General features: G+C 72.1%; 17 protein-coding genes. 9 read left to right on the top strand and 8 right to left on the bottom strand.

Annotation, left to right across the window (positions count from 1 at the left end):
* The first annotated feature begins 92 nt into the window (after nucleotides 1-92).
* Nucleotides 93-413, top strand: a complete 321-nt coding sequence (locus ACQEVU_RS48215; protein WP_433339703.1) for a YbaB/EbfC family nucleoid-associated protein — start codon at nucleotides 93-95, stop codon at nucleotides 411-413.
* Nucleotides 414-425: 12 nt separating this feature from the next.
* Nucleotides 426-1019, top strand: a complete 594-nt coding sequence (gene recR, locus ACQEVU_RS48210; RefSeq protein WP_433336764.1) for a recombination mediator RecR — start codon at nucleotides 426-428, stop codon at nucleotides 1017-1019.
* Between the two features lie 14 nt (nucleotides 1020-1033).
* Here the strand turns inward: recR and ACQEVU_RS48205 are convergent, their stop codons facing one another.
* The 3 genes from ACQEVU_RS48205 to leuA form a co-directional block, all read right to left on the bottom strand.
* On the bottom strand, nucleotides 1034-1240 hold the full coding sequence (locus tag ACQEVU_RS48205) for a hypothetical protein (RefSeq protein WP_433336762.1): 207 nt from the start codon (nucleotides 1238-1240) through the stop codon (nucleotides 1034-1036).
* Between the two features lie 151 nt (nucleotides 1241-1391).
* Nucleotides 1392-2078 (bottom strand): HNH endonuclease family protein, encoded by a 687-nt coding sequence (locus ACQEVU_RS48200; RefSeq protein WP_433336760.1) that lies wholly within the window; start codon nucleotides 2076-2078, stop codon nucleotides 1392-1394.
* A gap of 84 nt (nucleotides 2079-2162) precedes the next feature.
* Nucleotides 2163-3869, bottom strand: a complete 1707-nt coding sequence (gene leuA, locus ACQEVU_RS48195) for a 2-isopropylmalate synthase (protein ID WP_433336758.1) — start codon at nucleotides 3867-3869, stop codon at nucleotides 2163-2165.
* Between leuA and ACQEVU_RS48190 the strand changes: the two genes are divergently transcribed.
* Nucleotides 3868-4074, top strand: coding sequence for a hypothetical protein (locus tag ACQEVU_RS48190; RefSeq protein ID WP_433336756.1), 207 nt, complete (start codon nucleotides 3868-3870; stop codon nucleotides 4072-4074). The genes leuA and ACQEVU_RS48190 overlap by 2 nt on opposite strands.
* A gap of 77 nt (nucleotides 4075-4151) precedes the next feature.
* On the opposite strand, the gene ACQEVU_RS48185 is transcribed toward ACQEVU_RS48190, so the two are convergent.
* Nucleotides 4152-4928: a hypothetical protein gene (locus ACQEVU_RS48185; RefSeq protein WP_433336754.1), complete on the bottom strand. Its 777-nt coding sequence runs from the start codon at nucleotides 4926-4928 to the stop codon at nucleotides 4152-4154.
* A gap of 168 nt (nucleotides 4929-5096) precedes the next feature.
* On the opposite strand from ACQEVU_RS48185, the gene ACQEVU_RS48180 reads away from it, so the two are divergent.
* From ACQEVU_RS48180 to ACQEVU_RS48165, 4 genes are all read left to right on the top strand, one after another.
* Complete coding sequence (locus ACQEVU_RS48180) at nucleotides 5097-6362, top strand: aspartate kinase (protein ID WP_433336752.1); 1266 nt, start codon at nucleotides 5097-5099, stop codon at nucleotides 6360-6362.
* A gap of 11 nt (nucleotides 6363-6373) precedes the next feature.
* Nucleotides 6374-7444: an aspartate-semialdehyde dehydrogenase gene (locus ACQEVU_RS48175; RefSeq protein WP_433336750.1), complete on the top strand. Its 1071-nt coding sequence runs from the start codon at nucleotides 6374-6376 to the stop codon at nucleotides 7442-7444.
* A 498-nt stretch (nucleotides 7445-7942) separates the two neighbouring features.
* Nucleotides 7943-9457 carry an MFS transporter gene (locus ACQEVU_RS48170; protein WP_433336748.1) on the top strand — a complete coding sequence of 505 codons (1515 nt, stop codon included), beginning with the start codon at nucleotides 7943-7945 and terminating at the stop codon, nucleotides 9455-9457.
* Nucleotides 9435-10019: a TetR family transcriptional regulator gene (locus ACQEVU_RS48165; protein WP_433336746.1), complete on the top strand. Its 585-nt coding sequence runs from the start codon at nucleotides 9435-9437 to the stop codon at nucleotides 10017-10019. The genes ACQEVU_RS48170 and ACQEVU_RS48165 overlap by 23 nt, the downstream gene beginning before the upstream one ends.
* 3 nt (nucleotides 10020-10022) lie before the next feature.
* On the opposite strand, the gene ACQEVU_RS48160 is transcribed toward ACQEVU_RS48165, so the two are convergent.
* Both ACQEVU_RS48160 and ACQEVU_RS48155 read right to left on the bottom strand, forming a co-directional pair.
* Nucleotides 10023-12761: an FtsX-like permease family protein gene (locus ACQEVU_RS48160; RefSeq protein ID WP_433336744.1), complete on the bottom strand. Its 2739-nt coding sequence runs from the start codon at nucleotides 12759-12761 to the stop codon at nucleotides 10023-10025.
* 609 nt (nucleotides 12762-13370) lie between these two features.
* Nucleotides 13371-15011 carry a DNA repair helicase XPB gene (locus tag ACQEVU_RS48155; RefSeq protein ID WP_433336742.1) on the bottom strand — a complete coding sequence of 547 codons (1641 nt, stop codon included), beginning with the start codon at nucleotides 15009-15011 and terminating at the stop codon, nucleotides 13371-13373.
* A gap of 231 nt (nucleotides 15012-15242) precedes the next feature.
* Here ACQEVU_RS48155 and ACQEVU_RS48150 point away from each other — a divergent pair, with 231 nt between their 5' ends.
* On the top strand, nucleotides 15243-15443 hold the full coding sequence (locus tag ACQEVU_RS48150; RefSeq protein WP_433336740.1) for a hypothetical protein: 201 nt from the start codon (nucleotides 15243-15245) through the stop codon (nucleotides 15441-15443).
* Nucleotides 15444-15695: 252 nt separating this feature from the next.
* Here ACQEVU_RS48150 and ACQEVU_RS48145 read toward each other — a convergent pair whose 3' ends face one another.
* Nucleotides 15696-18065 (bottom strand): helicase-associated domain-containing protein, encoded by a 2370-nt coding sequence (locus ACQEVU_RS48145; protein WP_433336738.1) that lies wholly within the window; start codon nucleotides 18063-18065, stop codon nucleotides 15696-15698.
* Nucleotides 18066-18143: 78 nt separating this feature from the next.
* A complete protein-coding gene (locus ACQEVU_RS48140; RefSeq protein WP_433336736.1) occupies nucleotides 18144-19787 on the bottom strand; it encodes a glycosyl hydrolase family 18 protein in 1644 nt (547 codons plus the stop codon).
* An 83-nt stretch (nucleotides 19788-19870) separates the two neighbouring features.
* Here ACQEVU_RS48140 and ACQEVU_RS48135 point away from each other — a divergent pair, with 83 nt between their 5' ends.
* Entirely contained in the window at nucleotides 19871-20560 is a 690-nt protein-coding gene (locus ACQEVU_RS48135) for an HAD family hydrolase (RefSeq protein ID WP_433336734.1), read from the top strand.
* Nucleotides 20561-20601 lie beyond the last annotated feature (41 nt).

The raw sequence follows: 20601 nt of genomic DNA, 5'->3' as shown, positions 1-20601 counted from the left end.
CGAGCGAAGCGCGCCCGGGATACTGTGCAACATAGGTCACAGCGACAACACACTCGAAGGAGCGCTCTGTGCGGCCCGGTGGACAGCCCAACCTGCAGCAGATGATGAAGCAGGCGCAGAAGATGCAGCAGCAGATGGTCGCCGCGCAGGCGGAGCTGGCGGAGGCCGAGCTCACCGGGACCGCGGGCGGTGGGCTGGTGACGGCCACCGTCAAGGGGACCGGCGAGGTCGTGTCGATCAAGATCGATCCCAAGGCGGTCGATCCCGACGACGTCGAGACGCTTGAGGACCTCATCGTGGCGGCGGTGCACAACGCGGCGCAGGCGGCTCGCGACCTTACCGAGCAGAAGATGGGCCCGCTGACCGCGGGGCTCGGGGGCCTGGGCGGCGGGCTCGGGCTGCCCGGCTTCTAACGGGCGTCCGGCGTGTACGAAGGCGCCATCCAAGACCTCATCGACGAGCTCGGGCGGCTGCCGGGGGTCGGGCCGAAGAGCGCGCAGCGCATCGCGTTTCACGTGCTCTCGGCCGATCCGGTCGACGTCAAGCGGCTCGCGCAGGCGCTGCAGCGCGTCAAGGAGCTCGTGCGGTTCTGCCAGCGCTGCTTCAACGTGGCCGAGGCCGAGCTGTGCCGCATCTGCCGGGATCCGCGGCGCAGCGACGAGGTGTTCTGCGTGGTCGAGGAGCCCAAGGACGTCGTGGCGATCGAGCGCACCGGGGAGTTCCGGGGGCGCTACCACGTGCTCGGCGGGGCGATCAACCCGCTCGAGGGCATCGGGCCGGACAACCTGCGCATCCGGGAGCTCATGGCCCGGCTCGCCGACGGGGCCTGCAAGGAGCTGATCCTGGCGACCGACCCCAACACCGAGGGGGAGGCGACCGCCACCTACCTCGCGCTGCTCGTCAAGCCGATGGGGCTCAACGTGACGCGCCTGGCGAGCGGGCTGCCGGTGGGCGGCGACCTCGAGTATGCGGACGAGATCACGCTCGGGCGCGCCTTCGAGGGAAGGCGCGCGGTCTAGGCCCAGGGCAGGGGCTAACCCTCGGGGCGGTTGAGGATTCCGGCGACGACGGCGTGCACGACGGGCAGGTCGGCCGGGTCCTTGAGCGTGCCCTTGGCGCCCGTCACGGTGTACCACTCCTCGGCGTCCTTGTATTGGACCTTCACGACGAAGGAGCCGTCGGCGCCGATCTCCGAGCGCAGCGTGAGGTCCCCGGTGACGACGCCGACCTCGTCGGTCATCACCCCACCGGGGCCGGCCACGATGTCCGTGGTCGGCGCGGCCGCGACGGGGGCCGGTGCCGGTGCAGGGGTGGGAGCCGGAACGGCGGGAGTCTCAGCAGGCGTCGGCGTCGTCTCCGCCATTCCGGTCCCTCCAAATAGGACTAAGGATTTACTTGCAGGTCGCCAGCATGTCCGACAGCGCGGTCTTCTCGGCCTGCGTGACGGTCAGCTTGTAGTACGTCTTGACGGTGATCCAGTTCTGCGCGTACGTGCACCAGTAGGCGTGGGACGGCGGCTTCCACGTCGACGGGTCCTGGTCGCCCTTTGCCCGGTTCGACTGCAGGCTAACCGCGAACAGTTGCGGGCGGGTCAGGTCGTTGGCGAAGTCCTTGCGCTGCTCGTCGGTCCACTTCGCCGCGCCCGAGCGCCAGGCGGCCGCGAGCGGCACCATGTGGTCGATGTCGAGGTCCTGCGGGTTGGTGGTGTCCTTGTCGTCGTACGGGCTGTGCCACGAGCCGGCCGTGATCTTGCAGTCGGCGGTGGCCTTGACGTTCTTGCCGTCTCGCTTGAGTACGACGTCGCGCGTGTCGCAGCCGTTCCCCTGGCTGATCCAGTGCGTGAACTTCTCGCGGCTGTAGCCGGACATCGATCCGGCCGTGGCGACGCTCAGCGCGTCGAGGGCCGCGGCACCGCCGCCGGCGTTGTTGCCACCACCGCCGCCGTTGCCGGCCGGGGCGCCCGACGCGGGCTGAGCCTCGCCGGGGGAGGTGGAGACGTCGCAGCTGCCGGCGCCGGTGAGCACCGTGGCGAGCGCGAGGGCGATGAGGACGGCTTTGCCGTTGTGGAGGGGGCGCACGTCCTTACTGTGCGGCATCGGCGCCCGTGATGCCCGGAAGACCCGCCCGTGTCGATCCTCACGGGCGGGTCCGGTTCCCGACTCTCAGCCGCGGTTGGCGGCGCTCAGCACGGCGCGCAGCGACGCCGTCACGATGTTCGCGTCGATGCCGACGCCCCAGTACGTGGTGCCGTCGACGGAGCATTCGACATACGCCGCGGCCTGCGCGCCCTCGCCGGAGGTCAGCGCGTGCTCGGCGTAGTCCAGCACCCGCACGTCGACGCCGACGTCGCCCAGGGCGTGCACGAACGCGTCGATCGGGCCGTTGCCGGTGGCCGTCACGGTCCGGGTCTCGCCGCCGGCGGTGATCTCCGCGGTCAGCGAGACCTTGCCGTCGGCCGTGGCGGCCTCGTAGCCGACCAGCGTGAAGCGGCGGTCGCTGAAGTACTCGCCGGAGAAGATGTCCCACATCTGCTGCGGCCCGACCTCGCCGCCCTCGTCGTCGGTGTGCCGCTGCACGACGCCGGAGAACTCGATCTGCAGCCGGCGGGGCAGGTCGAGGTGGTGCTCGGACTTCATGACGTAGGCGACGCCGCCCTTGCCCGACTGCGAGTTGACGCGGATGACGGCCTCGTAGGAGCGGCCCAGGTCCTTCGGGTCGACGGGCAGGTAGGGCACGCCCCAGGCGAACTCGTCCACGGGCACGCCGGCCTTGGCCGCGTCCCGCTCCAGCCACTCGAAGCCCTTCTTGATGGCGTCCTGGTGGGAGCCGGAGAAGGCGGTGTACACCAGGTCGCCCGCATACGGGTGCCGCTCGTGGACGGGCAGCTGGTTGCAGTACTCGACGGTGCGCTTGATCTCGTCGATGTCGGAGAAGTCGATCTGCGGGTCGATGCCCTGCGAGAACAGGTTGAGGCCCAGGGTGACCAGGTCGACGTTGCCGGTGCGCTCGCCGTTGCCGAACAGGCAGCCCTCGACCCGGTCGGCGCCGGCCATCAGGCCCAGCTCGGCGGCGGCCACCGCGGTGCCCCGGTCGTTGTGCGGGTGCAGCGACAGCACGACCGACTCGCGACGGGGCAGGTTGCGCGACATCCACTCGATGGAGTCGGCGTAGACGTTGGGCGTGGCCATCTCGACCGTCGCCGGCAGGTTGACGATCAGCGGGCGGTCCGGCGTGGGCTGCAGCACCTCGATGACCGCGGTGCACACCTCCAGCGCGTAGTCCAGCTCCGTGCCGGTGTAGGACTCGGGGGAGTACTCGTAGAAGATCTCGGTGTCGGGCGTGATCGCCTCGGCGTACTTCTGGCACAGCCGCGCGCCGGTCGTGGCGATGTCGGTGATCCCGGCCCGGTCCAGGCCGAACACCACGCGGCGCTGCAGCGTCGACGTCGAGTTGTAGAAGTGCACGATCGCGCGGCGGGCGCCGACCAGCGACTGGAAGGTGCGCTCGATGAGGTTGTCCCGGCACTGGGTCAGCACCTGGATCGTGACGTCCTCGGGGATCAGGTCCTGCTCGATCAGCGTGCGTACGAAGTCGAAGTCCGTCTGCGAGGCGGCGGGGAAGCCCACCTCGATCTCCTTGTAGCCCATGCGGACCAGCAGGTTGAACATCCGCCGCTTGCGCTCGACCGACATCGGGTCGATCAGCGCCTGGTTGCCGTCGCGCAGGTCCACCGCGCACCAGCGGGGCGCCACCGTGACCTCGTTGCCGGGCCATTGCCGGTCGGTCAGCGGGATCGGGAACTGTTCGGAGAAGGGCCGGTAGCGGTGAACGGGCATACGGCTGGCGGACTGACGGGCGATCTCGGACATGATCTATCTGCTCCTGAGTTTGCGCGAATTCGCGGAAAAGGTCTGGGCTTCCACAGACCGGCAGGAGCGCAGACGCGCACTATCCCCGCGACGAGGTGCCGGCCTGACGGGCCTCGTCGCGGCGACCAAGAAGAAGCGTCTGCCACATGTCGAGAAAAACCATACGCCCCTCATCCGGTACGGCGAAGCCGGTCCCGGTCAGTGAGAGGATTTCACCGGCGGGGCGACCTCGGCCGATGTGCTCAGTGACCGAGGTCACGACGACGGCGAAGCGGGCCGCGGTCAGCGGGAGGGCTTCGCCGAGGGCGGGACGACCTTGGCCGATCCGCTCGGCGACGGAGGCGGCGGCGGAGGGGCCGAGGTGGCCAGCGGCGCGCCGTCGACAACCGGGCCCGGCAGCGAGATCGTCGGCGGGGCCGCCACCACGTCGCCGGTGAGCATGAGCTGACCGAAGGGCAGCTTGGCCGCGGTCAGGATGCCGTTGTCGTTGTAGCAGAACGTCCCGGGGTCGATCGCCGGCGCGAGCGCGGTGGTGCCCGGCTCGACCGAGAAGCACGGCGCCGACGTGCCGGCCAGCGGGTCGGCCGGGGCCACCGACATCGGGATCTGCCGGTCCAGCAGGACGTCGAGCCAGGTCACGAAGACGTACTGGATGCGGGGGTCGATCGCGGCCGGCAGCCGCTTGCCGGCGGCGGCCACCTTGATGCAGCCGCCGGCCGGGTTGATCGAGCACTGGAACAGCCCCTCGGGCCGGCTCGCGATCGCCACGTCCGCGGTGCCGCCCAGCGCGCCGCCCTGGATGTCGACCCGCCAGGTGCGGTCGGCGGCCACCGTGACCAGGACCGAGCGGGGCGTCTTGCCGGGCGCGGTCAGCGTGTAGGCGGCCACGTAGCGCTGGTCCTTGGCCACCGCCACCCGGGCCGCCAGCTGGCTGCGCGGTTCGGGCTGGGCCGGCGCCGGAGTCGCGGTGCCCGTGGCCCGCGGGTCGGCGCCGCCCGGCGAACTGCAGGCGGCGACCAGCACGCCCGTCAGCACGGCCAGCGCCGTGCCGGTGGTCACAGTGATCGCATGAGTCCCGCCCCGTCGACGCCGCACCCGCGTATTCTCGCCCGGCGGAGCGGCCGGATCGTGGAACGCCACTCCCGGGGGCCATCCGACCCCGGTACGCTCGGCTGCGGTGTCCTCGCCCGAACGGGCGGGATGAGAGCTGGAAGGAGCTCGACGGCGGTGGCGCTGATCGTGCAGAAGTATGGCGGTTCGTCCGTCGCCAACGCCGAGCGCATCAAGCGCGTCGCCGAGCGGATCGTCGACACGCGCAAGGCCGGGCATGAGGTCGTCGTGGTGGTGTCCGCCATGGGCGACACGACCGACGAGCTGCTCGACCTCGCCTCGCAGGTGAGCCCGGTGCCGGCCGGCCGCGAGCTCGACATGCTGCTGACCGCCGGCGAGCGCATCTCGATGGCGCTGCTGGCGATGGCGATCAACAACCTGGGGTATGAGGCCCGCTCCTACACCGGCAGCCAGGCCGGCGTCATCACGACGTCGACGCACGGGCGCGCCCGGATCATCGACGTGACCCCCGGGCGCCTGCGCAGCGCGCTCGACGAGGGCGCGATCGCGATCGTGGCCGGGTTCCAGGGCGTATCCCAGGACACAAAGGACATCACCACCCTCGGGCGCGGCGGCTCGGACACCACCGCCGTCGCGCTCGCCGCGGCGCTGCACTCCGACGTCTGCGAGATCTACACCGACGTCGACGGCATCTTCACCGCCGACCCGCGGGTGGCCAAGAACGCGCGGCACATCAAGCAGATCACCTACGAGGAGATGCTCGAGTTGGCCGCGTGCGGCGCCAAGGTGCTGCACCTGCGCAGCGTGGAGTACGCGCGGCGGTTCTCGCTGCCGATCCACGTGCGTTCCTCGTACTCAACCGCAAACGGCACCATGGTCACCGGATCGATGGAGGACCTTTCCGTGGAGCAAGCGCTCATCACCGGCGTCGCGCACGACCGCAGCGAGGCGAAGATCACCATCGTCGGCGTGCCCGACCAGCCCGGTGTCGCCGCGCGGATCTTCCAGACGGTCGCGGCCGCGGAGACCAACATCGACATGATCGTGCAGAACGTGTCGACCGAGAGCACGGGCCGCACCGACATCTCCTTCACCCTGCCGAAGACGGACGGCCCGGCCGCGATGGCCGCGCTCGAGCGGATCAAGTCCACGATCGACTTCAAGTCGATCCTGTTCGACGACCACATCGGCAAGGTCTCGCTCATCGGCGCCGGCATGCGTTCCAACCCGGGCGTCGCGGCCAAGCTCTTCGCGGCCCTCGCCGAGGCCGGCGTGAACATCGAGATGATCTCGACGTCGGAGATCCGCGTCTCGGTCGTGTGCCGCGACACCGACCTCGACGTCGCCGTCCGGGCGATTCACGACGCGTTCGAGCTGGGCGGGGATGAGGAAGCCGTGGTGTACGCAGGGACGGGAAGGTAGGTTCGTCCCTCATGGGCGGTCTGCCGAGCCTCGCCGTTGTCGGTGCCACCGGGGCCGTCGGCTCCGTGATGTGTGAGCTGCTGTCGTCCCGCAAGAACGTGTGGGGCGAGATCCGGCTCGTGGCCTCCAAACGCTCGGCCGGCCGGAAGGTGACCGTGCGCGGGGAGGAGACCCTCGTCCACGAGCTGGCCCCCGAGGTCTTCGACGGCATCGACGTGGCGATGTTCGACGTGCCCGACGAGGTCTCGGCCGAGTGGGCGCCGGTCGCGGTGTCGCACGGCGCGATCGCCGTGGACAACTCCGGCGCCTTCCGCATGGACCCCGACGTGCCGCTCGTGGTGCCGGAGATCAATCCGGAGCAGGTGCGCAACCGCGCCAAGGGCATCATCGCCAACGCCAACTGCACCACGCTGACGATGATCGTGGCGCTGGCGCCGCTGCACCGGGAGTACGGCCTCAAGGAGCTCGTCCTGGCCTCCTACCAGGCGGTCTCGGGCGCCGGCAAGGACGGCGTCGACACGCTGCACGACCAGCTCAAGCGGGTCAGCGGCGATCGCAGCCTCGGCTCGCGCTCCGGCAACGTCCGCCAGGCCGTCGGCGACGACCTCGGCCCGTTCCCGGCGCCGCTCGCGCTCAACGTCGTCCCGTGGGCCGGCTCGCTGCGCGACGGCGGCTGGTCGTCGGAGGAGCTGAAGCTGCGCAACGAGTCGCGCAAGATCCTCGGGCTGCCCGATCTCAAGGTCTCGGCCACCTGCGTTCGCGTTCCCGTGGTGACCGGGCACTCCGTCGCCGTCCACGCCGTCTTCGGGGTGGAGGTCGACGCGGAGGGCGCCCGCGAGGTGCTGCGGCACGCGCCGGGCGTGATCCTGGTCGACGATCCCGCCGCCGGCGAGTTCCCGATGCCGATCGACGCCGTCGGCACAGACCCGTCGTGGGTCGGCCGGATCCGGCGCTCGGTCGACGATCCGCGGGCGCTGGACTTCTTCGTGACCGGGGACAACCTGCGCAAGGGGGCGGCGCTGAACACCGCCCAGATCGCGGAGCTGCTCTCGGCGGAGTTCCAGGCCGCCGCGTCCGCGTAGAGCGCCTTCGCTTCCGCGGGCAACGCTGCCGGCGCGCGGCCGTGCCAACGCCGGCCACGAGTCCGCTTTGGCTCGCCCGAGTGCTGTCCGCCGCTCACCGGGTCCGCTTTTCGCTCCGCCAGAGCTGCCCGCGCGCTCAGCGTCCGTTTCGCCCGACGACTGCTGCCCGCGTTCGATGGCGCCCTCAGCGTCGGTAAGCACGCTGAGAGCTGGGGACAAAGGGGACGTTCGCCGCCCTGCCGCCTCTACCGCCGCCGCGGCGGCGCCGCTCTTGGCACCGCGGACGTCGGGATTCCTCGTGGGAAGAACGGTCGTCAGTTGCGCGGGCCCGAGCCATGCTTCGAAAACCGCCTAACGCCGCAACTGCCATGACTTGACCGATTTATGCGGCGTCAGGCGAAAAATCCGAGCATGTCGTGGCGCGCCAGCGCCCGACATGTCGTCTGTGAAGCGGCTCTCAGTTGACACGTACATCTAACTGGTAGCTACTCTCAAAATATGGATGCTGTCACTTCGAGCCCGCGGCGGTGGCTCGCGCTCGTCGCGATCGTGCTCAGCGTGCTCACGGTGGGGTTCGACACCACGATCCTCAACGTGGCGCTGCCGACGCTCGCGACCGCGCTCAACGCCGGCAACGACGACCTGCAGTGGATCGTCAACGCGTACGTGCTGGTCTTCGCCGGGCTGCTGCTGCCCATGGGGGCGCTCGGCGACCGCTACGGGCGCAAGCGGCTGCTCATGACCGGGCTGCTGCTCTTCGCCGGGGCCTCGCTCATCGCCGTCTTCGCGGGCAGCGCGGGGCAGGTCATCGCCGCGCGGGCGCTCATGGGGATCGGCGGCGCGATCCTGACGCCGCTCACGATGGCCGTGCTGCCCGTGCTGTTCGAGCCGCACGAGCGCGGCAAGGCGATCTCATTGCTCACGATGGGCATGGGCATCGGGCTGCCGCTCGGGCCGATCATCGGGGGCTACCTGCTGGAGCACTTCTGGTGGGGGTCGATCTTCGTGATCAACCTGCCCGTCGCGCTCGTGGCGCTGGTGGCCGTGGGGCTGCTCGTGCCGGAGTCGAAGTCGGCCACGCCGAAGCGGGTCGACCTCCTCGGGGCGCTGGTGTCGACGCTGGGGCTGGTTTCGCTGGTGTACGGCGTGATCGAGGCGCCCGCGCGGGGCTGGACCGACGGGCTGGTGCTCGCGGGGCTCGTCGGCGGCGCGCTGCTGCTGGCCGCCTTCGCGCTGATCGAGCGGCGCACGGCGCAGCCGATGATCGACCTTCGGCTGTTCCGCAAGGCCCGGTTTGCCTGGGGTACCGCCGCCGGCACCCTGGCCTCGTTCGCGCTCTTCGGGGTGCTGTTCATCCTGCCGCAGTACCTGCAGGCGGTCCGCGGCAACGACGCGCTCGGGGTCGGGCTGCGGCTGCTGCCGCTGATCGGCGGGCTCTTCGTCGGCGCGCCGCTCGGCGAGCGGATCGCGCACCTCACCGTCACGCGGCTGCCGGTCACGGCCGGCCTGCTGATCGGCGCGGCCGGGCTCGGGCTGGGCGCCCGCACCGACGTCGGCTCCGGGTACGGCTTCGTGGCCCTCTGGCTGGCGCTTACCGGCTTCGGCGTGGGGCTGGCGCTCACCCCGGCGATGGACGCGGTGCTCGGCTCGCTGCCGCGCGACGAGGCCGGCTCCGGCACGGCGATCACGATGACGCTGCGGCAGGTCGGCGGGGCGCTCGGGGTGGCGCTGCTGGGCAGCCTGACCTCGGCCGTGTACCGCGACCGGCTCGCCGGCGCGCCCGAGACCGCGCGGCAGTCGATCTCCGCCGCGGTCGCGGTCGCGGCGCGGACCGGCGACCGGGCGCTCGCGGCGACCGCGCGGGCCGGGTTCCTCGACGCGATGACGGCGGTCCTGCTGGTCTGCGCTGGCATCGCCGTGGTGGGCGGCGTGCTCGTGGCGCTGTTCCTGCCCGGTGCGCAACCGGCCGGCGGTGCGGAAGAATCGGTGGATGAGCTCACCAGGGTTGCGTGAACGCAAGAAGCAGAAGACCCGCTGGGCGATTCAGGAGCACGCGGTGCGCCTGTTCGTCCAGCAGGGCTACGACGCGACCACGATCGAGCAGATTGCCGAGGCGGCCGAGATCTCGCCGAGCACGTTCTTCCGGTACTTCAAGACCAAGGAAGACGCGGTCATCCAGGACCGCTACGACGAGCTCATGGCTCAGGCGATCCGCGCCGCCCCGGCCGATCTGAAGCCGCTCGACGTCGTGCGCCGGGCCTTCGTCGAGTCGTTCGCGGCGATCGACCCGGACGAGGTCGAGCAGGTCCTGCAGCGGGCCCGGCTGCAGTTCTCGGTCCCGGCCCTGCGCATGCGCTCGCTCGACAACATGCAGGAGTCCATCCGCTACCTCGCGGCGCCGCTCGCCGAGCGCCTCGGCCGGGAGCCCGACGACTTCCGCTGCCAGGCGTTCATCGGCGCCTGCGTCGGCGCGATGATCAACGCGGTCCTGGCCTGGGCACGCGAGGGCACCAACCCGGCCGAGCTGCGCCCCCTCATCGAGGAGGCGCTGTCGGTGATCGCCGACGGGCCCTGAGCCTCACTCCTCGGCCAGCAGCCGCGTGGTCGGCAGGCGGCGCAGCAGACGCACCGGGAGGATCGCCGCCGCCGCGGTGACCGCACAGCCGGCGGCCGCCGCGAGGCCCGCGACGACGTAGCCGACCGGCGGGAGGCCGCCGCCCAGCGCCGCGGCCACGCCCAGGCCGGCGCCCGCCCCGAGCAGGCCGCCGGCGACGCCGAGGATGACCGCCTCGTAGCCGGCCAGCCGGGCGAGCCGGGCGCCGCCCCAGCCGACCGCCCCGAGCAGCGCGAACTCGGCCGAGCGCTCGCGGATGTTGACGTACAGCACGTCGGCCACCGTCGCCGCGCCGAGCAGCATCGTGATCGCCGCGGCGACGTAGTCCGTGCCGCGCACCTGCACGGTGATCGCGTCGCCCAGCAGCGTGCCGGTCACGCTGCCGCGGAACCCGGTCGCGATGACGGCCAGCAGGGTCAGCGCGGCCACCCCGACGGCCAGGCTCAGCGCGCCCATCGCCGTGCGGGCCGGCGCCCGCAGCGCGTTGGTCCAGGCCAGGCCGGCGATCGTGCGCGGAGCGCGGCGCATCCGCACGCGGGCCACGGCCGGGCGGATCGCCGCCGCCGGCGACGCATGGGTCGCCCGCCAGGCCGGCACCAGGGCCGCCAGCAGGGTGAGCGCGAGCGCGGCCGGGGTCGCCGCCAGCAGGTACCACGGCCGCAGCGGCACCGACAGCAGCGGCGCGACGATCGCCGCCAGCGCCGTGCCGGCCGCGCCCGCGGCCAGGCCGACCGCCGCCGACTCGCCCAGGACCAGCCCGAAGAGTTTCCGGCGCGGCCAGCCGAGGCAGGCCAGCACGCCGAGCTCGGTCTGGCGGGTGCGCACCGCCGCGCCGGTCGCGTTGGCCACCGCCAGCACGCAGGTCACCAGCACCAGGATCGCCAGCAGCAGGCTCTTGCGGTCGATTGCGGCAACGATCACGGTGGCGACGCCGGGCTGCAGCCACAGCCGTTCCACGCTGAGCGCCGGGCGCCCGTGCAGGCCGGCCGGCACGTCGGTCGCCACCGGGGCCGCCGAGCCGCCGACCGCGATGTCGACCCGCAGGCCGGTCTGCTGGTTGATCAGGTCGGCGACCGCGCGCACCCGCTCCTTCGACAGGTCGTCCAGGCCGAGCTCGCCGGTCAGCCGGACGCGGATCGAGCCGATCGGGGCCGCCGTGTTCACGCCCTGCCGCGCCGTCAGGCCGTCGTACCGCGCCCGCCAGAGCCGCTCCATCGCGTCGAGGCTGGTCACCAGCTGCGCGCGCGGCGCGACCGGCCCGGCGATGTTCGCCGTCGGCGCGAGGGTGCCGCCGGGCATCGCCACGCTCGTGTCGCGGTACGGGTCGGCCGGCATCGCGGCGAGCGCCGGCCCGGTGTTCACCCGCGCCGGGTCGTACACCCCGACGGCGTGCAGTACGGCCGGCCCGACGGGGTCGCCGAGCTGCGGCAGGAACGCGTGCGCGTAGGTCGGGCGCATCGCGGTGTCGGACAGCTCCAGCGGCGGCGGGCGATGCCCCACGCCGTCGCGCGGCGTCGTCCCGGCCGCGTCGCCCGCCGGCCCCGCGCTCCAGAAGATCCCCACCGTGGCGTCCCGCGCGTCGTCGCGCACGGTCGGGTGGTCGCCGCCGTTGATGCCCGACGTCGCCAGGGGCGACAGGTCGGGCTCGGCGGTCAGCCGCGAGAGGATCCGGGGGTACGCGTCCGCCTCGGACACGCCGACCGTGGCCACGTTGGTGCCCGGGTCGGCCTCGTAGCCGTCGATGAGGTTGTCGAACCGGGCCCCGTTCGCCACGGCGTCGGCCCCGGCGCCCGTGAGCCGGTCGACGCGGACGGTGGCGTGCTGGTCGAGGGTCGGCTGCGAGGCCATCAGCACCGGCAGCACGTTCGGTTGTGCCTGGCCGCCGAGGTACGAACCCGACAGCAGCGCCGAGTCCAGCCCGCTGAGCCGGGCCTCCTGCTCGGGGTCGACCGCCGCCACCAGCATCGGCACGGACACCAGCACGTTGAGCTGGGGCCGGTCGGTGGCGTTGCCGCTGGAGGCGGGGTCGCGCGACCAGCACTGCGCGACGGTCCGGTAGTCGGGCGCGAACGGGTTCTCGCTTCCGCCGATCGGGTGGGTCACGCCGGGGCAGACGGTGACCCGGCTCCCGTCGGCGCCGATCTCATCGAGGCGGGACTCCCGCGGGAAGGTGTCGCCTTCGTAGTGCCGCCCGAACTCGACGCGTTCGCCGGGCACGAACTCGAGGCGGTCCGCGGTGACGTACAGGTAGGAGCCCCCGTCGCCGGCCCGGCTGAGCCCGCGGTCCCAGTCCCAGGTCGAGCGGATCCGCAGGACCTGGTGCTGGAGCCGGTTGTCGACGTACGGCGTGAGGTCGATCGGCACCGCGGCTTCCTGGATGACGTACCCGACCGTGGCCAGCGGCGCCGCCACCGCGACGCCGGGCACCGCCTGGACCTTGCGCCACTGCGCGACGGTGATCCCGCCGAAGCCGCCGGCGGCCGCGTCGAACGAGACCCGCGGGTCGGGGTTCTGGTCGGCCGGCCGGACCAGCAGGTCGTACACCGGCCGGAAGTTGGCCCGCACCGTGCCCTGCGCCTGCAGCTGCGCGCCGCGGGCGGCCGACCCGAGCAACGCGAAGCTGCCGACGGCGATTGCGACCGCCAGGAGGGTCGCGCCGACCCGTCCCGCCCGGAACCGAAGATGTGCCCAGATGAATGCCATGGCTGCCCCCGCTCTCCACCGGCTTGGGGACAGCCTTCTATGTCTCTGGCACTTATTTCAAGTCCCGAAATCAGCTCGCCATCTCCGTCGCCGCCGCGGCGCCCGGACGAGGACGTCGCCTCCGCAGCGCTCGGGCGAGGACGTCGCAGGTGCGGCGCTCTGGCGAGGACGTCGCGAGCGCGCCGCCCAGGGTCAGGACGTCGTCGGCGCGGCGCCCAGCGAGAAGCGTCGCCGGTGCGGCGTTGGGGCGAGGACGCTGCCGGTGCGGCGCCCGGGCCAGGACGTCCCGAGCGCGCCGCCCAGGGCCAGGACGTCGTCGGCGCGGCGCTCGGGCCAGCACGTCGCGAGCGCGCCGCCCAGGGCCAGGACGTCGCCGCCGTGGCGCCCGGGCGAGGACGTCGCGAGCGCGGCGTTCAGGCCAGGACGTCGCCGCCGTGGCGCCCGGGCGAGGACGTCGCGAGCGCGGCGTTCAGGCCAGGATGTCGCCGCCGTGGCGCCCGGGCGAGGACGTCGCGAGCGCGGCGTTCAGGCCAGGATGTCGCCGCCGTGGCGCCCGGGCGAGGACGTCGCGAGCGCGGCGTTCAGGCGAGGACGTCGCCGGCGCGGCGCTCAGGCGAGGACGTCGTCGGCGTCGGTGATCGTGTAGGCATACCCCTGCTCGGCCAGGAAGCGCTGCCGGTGGGACGCATACTCGGTGTCGATCGTGTCCCGCGCGACGACCGTGTAGAAGTGCGCCTGCCGCCCGTCGGACTTCGGCCGCAGCACCCGGCCCAGCCGCTGCGCCTCCTCCTGTCGCGACCCGAACGTGCCCGACACCTGCACCGCGACCGCCGCCTCCGGCAGGTCGATCGAGAAGTTGCCGACCTTGGAGATCACCAGGATCTTCAGCTCGCCGGTGCGGAACGCGTCGAAGAGCCGCTCGCGCTCCTTGTTGGTCGTCGAGCCCTGCACGATCGGCGCCTCGAGGAACTCCCCGAGCTGGTGCAGCTGGTCGATGTAGCCGCCGATGACGAGGATCTGGTCGTCCTTGTGCCGGTTGATCAGCGCCCGCACCACCGGCAGCTTGGTCCGCGCGGTGGCCGCCACCCGGTAGCGCTCCTCGGGCTCGGCGACCGCGTAGGCCATCCGCTCGGCGTCGGTCAGCGTCACCCGGACCTCGACGCACTCGGCCGGGGCGATCCAGCCCTGCGCCTCGATGTCCTTCCACGGCGCGTCGTAGCGCTTGGGGCCGATCAGCGAGAACACGTCGCCCTCGCGGCCGTCCTCGCGCACCAGGGTGGCGGTCAGCCCGAGGCGCCGCCGGGCCTGCAGGTCGGCGGTGAACCGGAAGATCGGCGCCGGCAGCAGGTGGACCTCGTCGTAGACGACCAGGCCCCAGTCGCGGGCGTTGAACAGGTCCAGGTGCGCGAACGTGCCGCTGCGGCGGGTCGTGAGCACCTGGTAGGTGGCGATGGTGACCGGCCGGATCTCCTTGCGCTCGCCGGAATACTCCCCGATCTCGGCCTCGGTCAGCGTGGTGCGGGCCAGCAGCTCCCGCTTCCACTGCCGCCCGGCGACCGTGTTGGTGACCAGGATCAGCGTCGTCGCCTTGGCCTCGGCCATCGCCGCCGCGCCGACCAGCGTCTTGCCGGCGCCGCACGGCAGCACGACGACGCCGGAGCCGCCGGCCCAGAACGACTCGACCGCCTCGCGCTGGTAGGAGCGCAGCGTCCAGTCGCTCTCGGCCAGATGGATCGGGTGCGCCTCGCCGTCGACGTAGCCGGCGAGGTCCTCGGCCGGCCAGCCCAGCTTCAGCAGCGCCTGCTTGAGCCGCCCGCGCTCGGAGGCGTGGACGATGACCGTGTCGGCGTCGATCTGGGCGCCGAGCATCCCGGCCAGCTTCTTGCTCTTGGAGACCTCGATGAGCACGGCGCGGTCGGACGCGCGCAGGACCAGGCCGTGGACCGGGTCGTTGAGCAGCTGGAGCCGCCCGTAGCGGTCCATGGTCTCGGCGATGTCGACGAGCAGCGCGTGGGGCACGGGATAGCGCGAGAAGCGCAGCAGCGAGTCGACGACGCCCTCGGCGTCGTGGCCGGCGGCGCGCGCGTTCCACAGCCCGAGCGGGGTCAGCCGGTAGGTGTGCACGTGCTCCGGCGAGCGCTCCAGCTCGGCGAACGGCGCGATGGCCATCCGGCACGCCTGGGCGTCGGGGTGGTCGACCTCGAGCAGGAGGGTCTTGTCGGACTGGACGATCAATGGACCTTCTGGCACCGGACCAGTGTCGCATGACGGTGTGACACTTCCCGGATAGTGGGAAGGGTCCACGCCCATGCAACCGCGCGCATCACGGCCTGCGTTGTTCATTGTGACGGTCTCGCGGCCGTCGCCGCGGAGCCGGACGCACGCGTTCGGGGCCGCTCCGGGAGGGGGCGGTCGAATCAATTCGGGGGCGGACGCGTCGTCCGATTCCGGCTCCGTGACCGGCCGGCCTACCATCGATGCATGACGGACCTGCCGGAGGGCTTCTCGCCGCTGGCCAAGGTCGGCCTGAGCGTTCTCGCCGTGGCGGCCCTGACCTGGTTCCTCGTCTCCTGGCTGGTGCTGCACAGCCCGCTGACCGACGCGATCGGCGAGACCGCCGGCTCCCTCACCGCGGTCCTGCTCGTCGTCTCGGTGATCGGCATGGCCGGCGAGGCCGACTAGCGCCTGTTTCATTACTGGGGTGGGAGCGAGGCCGAGTCCAGATTTCGTCTGGCGGTGGCCCGCGGAAGCCTGGCTACCGGTGTTGTAACCCGGCTTTCGCGGGACGCCGCCAGGCGGAATCTGGGCCGGCCGCAGCCCCGCCTCAGTAATGAAACAGGCGCTAGGTCCACCGGCTTTTGCGACAACGACCGGACGCGGACCTGGCGTGGCCCGGGAGTCACGGGCCCCGGCCACGGCGGACGTCGCGGTAGCTCAGATGTCGGATTCCGGAACCGCGCCGGTGATGCGGTGCAGCGCGAACGTGTGCAGCATCTCCGTGCGCTCGTCCTCGGCCCGCAGGTAGCCCGAGCCCATCGACACCGGCCGGACCAGCCGCGACGCCGTCGCGCCGTGCGCGTCGACGTAGCCGACCCAGACCCGGGTCTTGTCCCGCAGCGCCTGCTGGAGCACCTCGAGCGCCTCGGTGTGCGAGGCCCCGCCGGCCCCGTTGGCCCGCACCGTCACCGGCGCCCGCCGGGCCACCCGGGCCGCGGCGTCGCCCCGGCGGATCTGCTCGATGACCCCGGCCAGCCGGGGCGCCGACAGCCGCACGCTCGCCGCCGGGTCCTCCACACCGCGGGCCGCCCACGTCGGGCGCGGCGCGCCGCGGCGGGCCTTCGGGCGGCTCAGCACCGCGGCCCCGGTCGAGTCCTCCTGCACCGGCGGGTAGCCGGCCTCGCGCAGCGCCTCCAGCAGGCGGGCCGGCGTGTGGCGGCAGGCGAGCACGGTCGGGGCCAGCCGGCGCAGGCCGAGGCCCTGCAGCCGGCGGTCGGCCAGCACCTCGGCGATCACCGTCTCGTCGTCGCTGCGCACGTAGGAGTTGGCCGAGCCGATCCGCATGCCGCCGTGGCGGCGGGCGACGTCGTCGATGAGGTACGCCAGCGTCTGCGGCACCGGCGTCCGCGAGCGCCGGGCCAGCAGCGCGTGCAGGTCGCCGGCCGAGTAGCCGGCGTCGAGGCTGCGGCGCACGGTGTCGGGGGTGATGCGGTACACGCTCGCCGACTCCTGCAGCCCCAGCAGCTCCAGCTCGCCGGCCAGCGTCGGCTCCGGCGGCCCGGGCACGATCACCGACAGGTCGGCCTGCAGCAGCACGTGGTCGACCGGGGCCGGCAGTAGCACGTCGAGCGCCGCCGCGGAGCCCGGCAGCGCAAACCCCTCCGGCGCGGCGATGCCGAGCGGGTCGTCCGGGTCGAGCCCGTCGGCGGCCAGCTCGGCCAGCAGCAGCCGGCCGTATCCGGTCAGCCCGTCGAAGCCGGTCAGGCCCACGAACGCGGCCTCGGCCAGGGTGGCCTCGATGCCGGTCGCCGCACCCCGGCTGTGGCGCCGCGGCGCCCGCCAGGTCAGCGTCTCGACCACCGCGGCCGGCGCCGCGGTCTGCCCCGGTTGCAGGTCGGCGAGCACCTGCAGCGCGGCCCGGCGCTGCGTCGGCGCGCCCGGGCGGGACAGCTCCGGCGCGAGCGCGTTGATCGGGCGGTCGCGGTCGTCGCGCTGCCCGACCAGGGCCGGCGCGCGGGTCATCGTGAGCCAGGCGACCGCCAGCCGGTGCCAGCGGGCCGCGATGCCGAAGGCGCGCCAGGCGTCGTACGCCACGGTGGGCAGGAAGACGCTCTCGATCCGCTTGTTGTCGACGATCTCCTCGCCGATCAGCCCGGCGGCGGTGACGATCTCGGCCAGCAGCGCCGCCTGCGGCTCCTCGACCCCGACGAGCTTGGCGTAGCGGCGCAGCTCGCGCACGCCGAGCCCGCCGGAGCGCAGCACGGCCGGCGGGTCCTGGCCGATCGCCTCGATGAGCCCCTCGGCGTGGCGGACGAGCTCCAGCACCTGCCCGGCGCCGGCCCGGTCGAGCTGGGCGGGCTCGCGCTGCGGGGTCTCCATCGGCGGCGGCTCGGGGTGCATCTGGCCCAGCGGCCCGGCGTCGCGGCGCAGCACCAGCGACACCTCGACCGGCAGCTCGACCGCGTCGCGGCCGACGGCGACCAGCAGGTGCCGGTCGAGCAGCCAGCGGATCGGCGAGTCGGAGTCGGGCTGGAGGCTGGTGGCGGCGACCGTGCCGACGGGCGGCCCGGCGGCGAGCCGGTCGAGCACCGCCCGGGCGGCCGGCGGCGCGGCCAGCAGCGTGCGGCGCAGCCCGGCGGCGTCGGCGGCCAGCGCGCCGGCGACCGGGTCGAGCTCCTCGGCGGGCCGGCCGAGCCCCGCCGGATAGGGCGAGCAGACCTCCTCCACCGCGCCGGCGATGCGCAGGGCCTGGTCGGGGCCGAAGACCACGGCGTAGGCGCGCAGCCGGTCGATCGCCGCGCGCACCCGGACCGCGTCGACCCCGGACTGCGCGGTCAGCGCCAGCACCGCCTCGACCGAGGAGACATGACCCACGCGGGTGTACCGCAGGGCGTCCAGGATCTCCAGGGTGAACTGGTCGAGGGCGTCCAGCGCGCGGGCCACGGCGACCCGCGACTGGGCCCGGTGGGCGAGCGCGGAGAAGTCCGACGGCGGCGGGATGACCAGGTCGGGGCGCAGGCGGATGAGCGCCGCCAGCTCCTCGTCGGGCAGGGCGCGTAGGTGGTCGGCCAGCGATGTCGTCGTCATCTCGCCTCATACGCTAACCGGCGCGTATGACAAAAGAGGGCGGGCCCGTCGGGCCCGCCCTCGATTGCTTACGGTGTGTTACTTGAGACCCCCGCTGACCGCGGTGATGAGCTCACCGTTCGTGGTGTCGCCGGAGAGCTCCCAGACGAACGCGCCACCGAGGCTCTGCTGCTTGGCGTACGCCATCTTGCTCGAGATGGTCGACGGCGTGTCGTAGCTCCACCAGTTGTTGCCGCAGAGCGCGTAGGCGGTGCCGCCGACGGTGCTCGTGGCCGGGCAGGTGTTCTTCAGGACCTTGTAGTCCTCGATGCCCGTCTCGTAGGTGCCGGGCGCGCCGCCGGTCGCCGAGCCACCGGGCGCGGCCTGGGTGACGCCCGTCCAGCCGCGGCCGTAGAAGCCGATGCCGAGCAGGATCTTGTCGGACGGGATGCCCTTGCTCTTGAGCTTCTGGATCGCCGCGTCCGAGCAGAAGCCGGCCTGCGGGATGCCCGAGTAGCACGTCAGCGGCGAGTGCGGGGCCGTCGGGCCCTGCGCGTTGAAGGCGCCGAAGTAGTCGTACGTCATCGGGTCGATCCAGTTGAGGTTCGAGATCGCGCCGGCGTAGTCGGTCAGGTCGATCTTGCCGCCGTTGGAGCCGTCGGCCGTGATGGCCGCCGTCACCAGCGCGCTCGAGCCGAACTTGGCGCGCAGCGCCGCGATCACGCTCTTGAAGGCGTTCGGGCCGCTGGAGTCGCACTGCAGGCCGCAGGCGTTGGGGTACTCCCAGTCGATGTCGATGCCGTCGAACACGCCGGCCCAGCGCGGGTCGTTGACCAGGTTGTAGCAGGAGTTCGCGAACGCGGTCGGGTTCTGCGCGGCCTGCGTGAAGCCGGCCGACCAGGTCCAGCCGCCGAACGACCAGATGACCTTGAGGCCCGGGTGCTTCGCCTTCAGCTTCTTGAGCTGGTTGAAGTTGCCCCGCAGCGGCTGGTCCCAGGTGTCCGCGACGCCGTCGACCGACTGGTCGGCGGTGTACGCCTTGTCGTAGTCGGCGTAGCTGTCACCGATCGAGCACTGGCCGTTCGACGTGTTGCCGAACGCGTAGAGGATGTGGGTCAGCTTCGAGGCCGAGCCGCTCGTCTCGATGTTCTTGACCTGGTAGTTGCGGCCGTAGACGCCCCACTCGGTGAAGTACGCGACGACCTTCTTGCTGCCGGTCGACGGCGGCGTGGAGGTGGTCGGCGGGGTGGAGGTCGGCGGCTTAGACGTCGGCGGCTGGCTGGTCGGCGGGTTCGACGTCGGCGGCTTCGTCGTGGTCGGCGGCGCGGTGGTGGGGGTACCGCCGCTGCAGCTCACGCCGTTGATCTTGCAGTTCAGCGGCGGCTTGGCGCCGGCGCCGTTCATGCCCCAGCTGAAGCTCGCGCCGGCGGCGAGGGTCGGCGCCCACGACTTGTTCTTGGCGACGTAGTGCTGACCCGTCTGGGTCACGTCGGCGTCCCAGGAGCTGGTGATCGAGCCACCCGCGGGCAGGTCGAACTCGAGCGTCCATCCGTTGATGGTGCTCGCGGTGCCGTTGGTGATCTTGTAGGTGGCGCCCCAGCCGGTGCCCCAGTCCTGGTCGACCGTGAACGTGGCGGTAAGGCTCCCGGCGGCGTTGGCCGACGTGGTGACGATGGGAACGACGGCCCCGGCCGCCGCCAGAGCGGCGGCGACGATGAGGCCGTTGCGGACGGATCGTTTCATCGCGTCTCCTGGATGGTCTCTTAGGAAACTTTCCTAAAAGTATTGGGGACGGTAGTGGTCAAACTCTCATCGCGTCAATAGACATGGCCGATTTTCTCGATGGCATAACCACTGTGACCTGGGCATCCTTAAAGGTGTCTCAACAACCGGTTGTCATTGGCTTTGACCTTGACATGACGCTCCTCGACACCCGGCCCGGCATCGCTGCAACGTGGCGGGCGCTCACGGTGAGTACCGGGGTCCACGTCGACGCCGATCTGGCGGTCAGTCGGCTGGGCCCGCCGCTGCGGCAGGAGATGTCCGAATGGTTCCCACCCGATCGGATAGAGGAGGCCGTCGGCATCTATCGTGCGCTTTACCCGGACCACGCCATAGCGCCCGCGATGGCCCTCCCAGGAGCATTCGAAGCCTTGGATTCGGTACGCCGAGTGCCCGCCCAAATCGCCGTCATTACCTCGAAACTGGGGCGACTCGCCGAGCTGCATCTCGCACATTTGGGCATTTCGGTTGATCGGGTGTACGGCGACGTCTTCCATGACGGCAAGGCGCGCGTGCTGCGGGACATCGGCGCCGCTCTCTATGTCGGCGATCATGTGGCCGACATGCAGGCCGCCGTCCTGGCAGGCATCCCGGCGGTCGGCGTCACCTCCGGCCCGTGCTCCGAGGCCGACCTGCGCGCCGCCGGCGCCACGGTCGTGTTCGAGGATCTGCGCCCGTTCCCGGCGTTTCTCCAAGGCATGATCTCGGTTGGCCGGGCCGTTTCCGGTGACTAGCCTTGGTGTGCAATCCCGGTGTCCGCGCTGCGCGGCCGCCG

The sequence above is a fragment of the Dactylosporangium sp. CA-139066 genome (genome assembly GCF_050936175.1).
Classification (GTDB): Bacteria; Actinomycetota; Actinomycetes; order Mycobacteriales; family Micromonosporaceae; genus Dactylosporangium.
The sequence above is the reverse complement of the archived record's forward strand: the minus strand, read 5'-3'. Positions and strand labels throughout refer to the sequence as shown.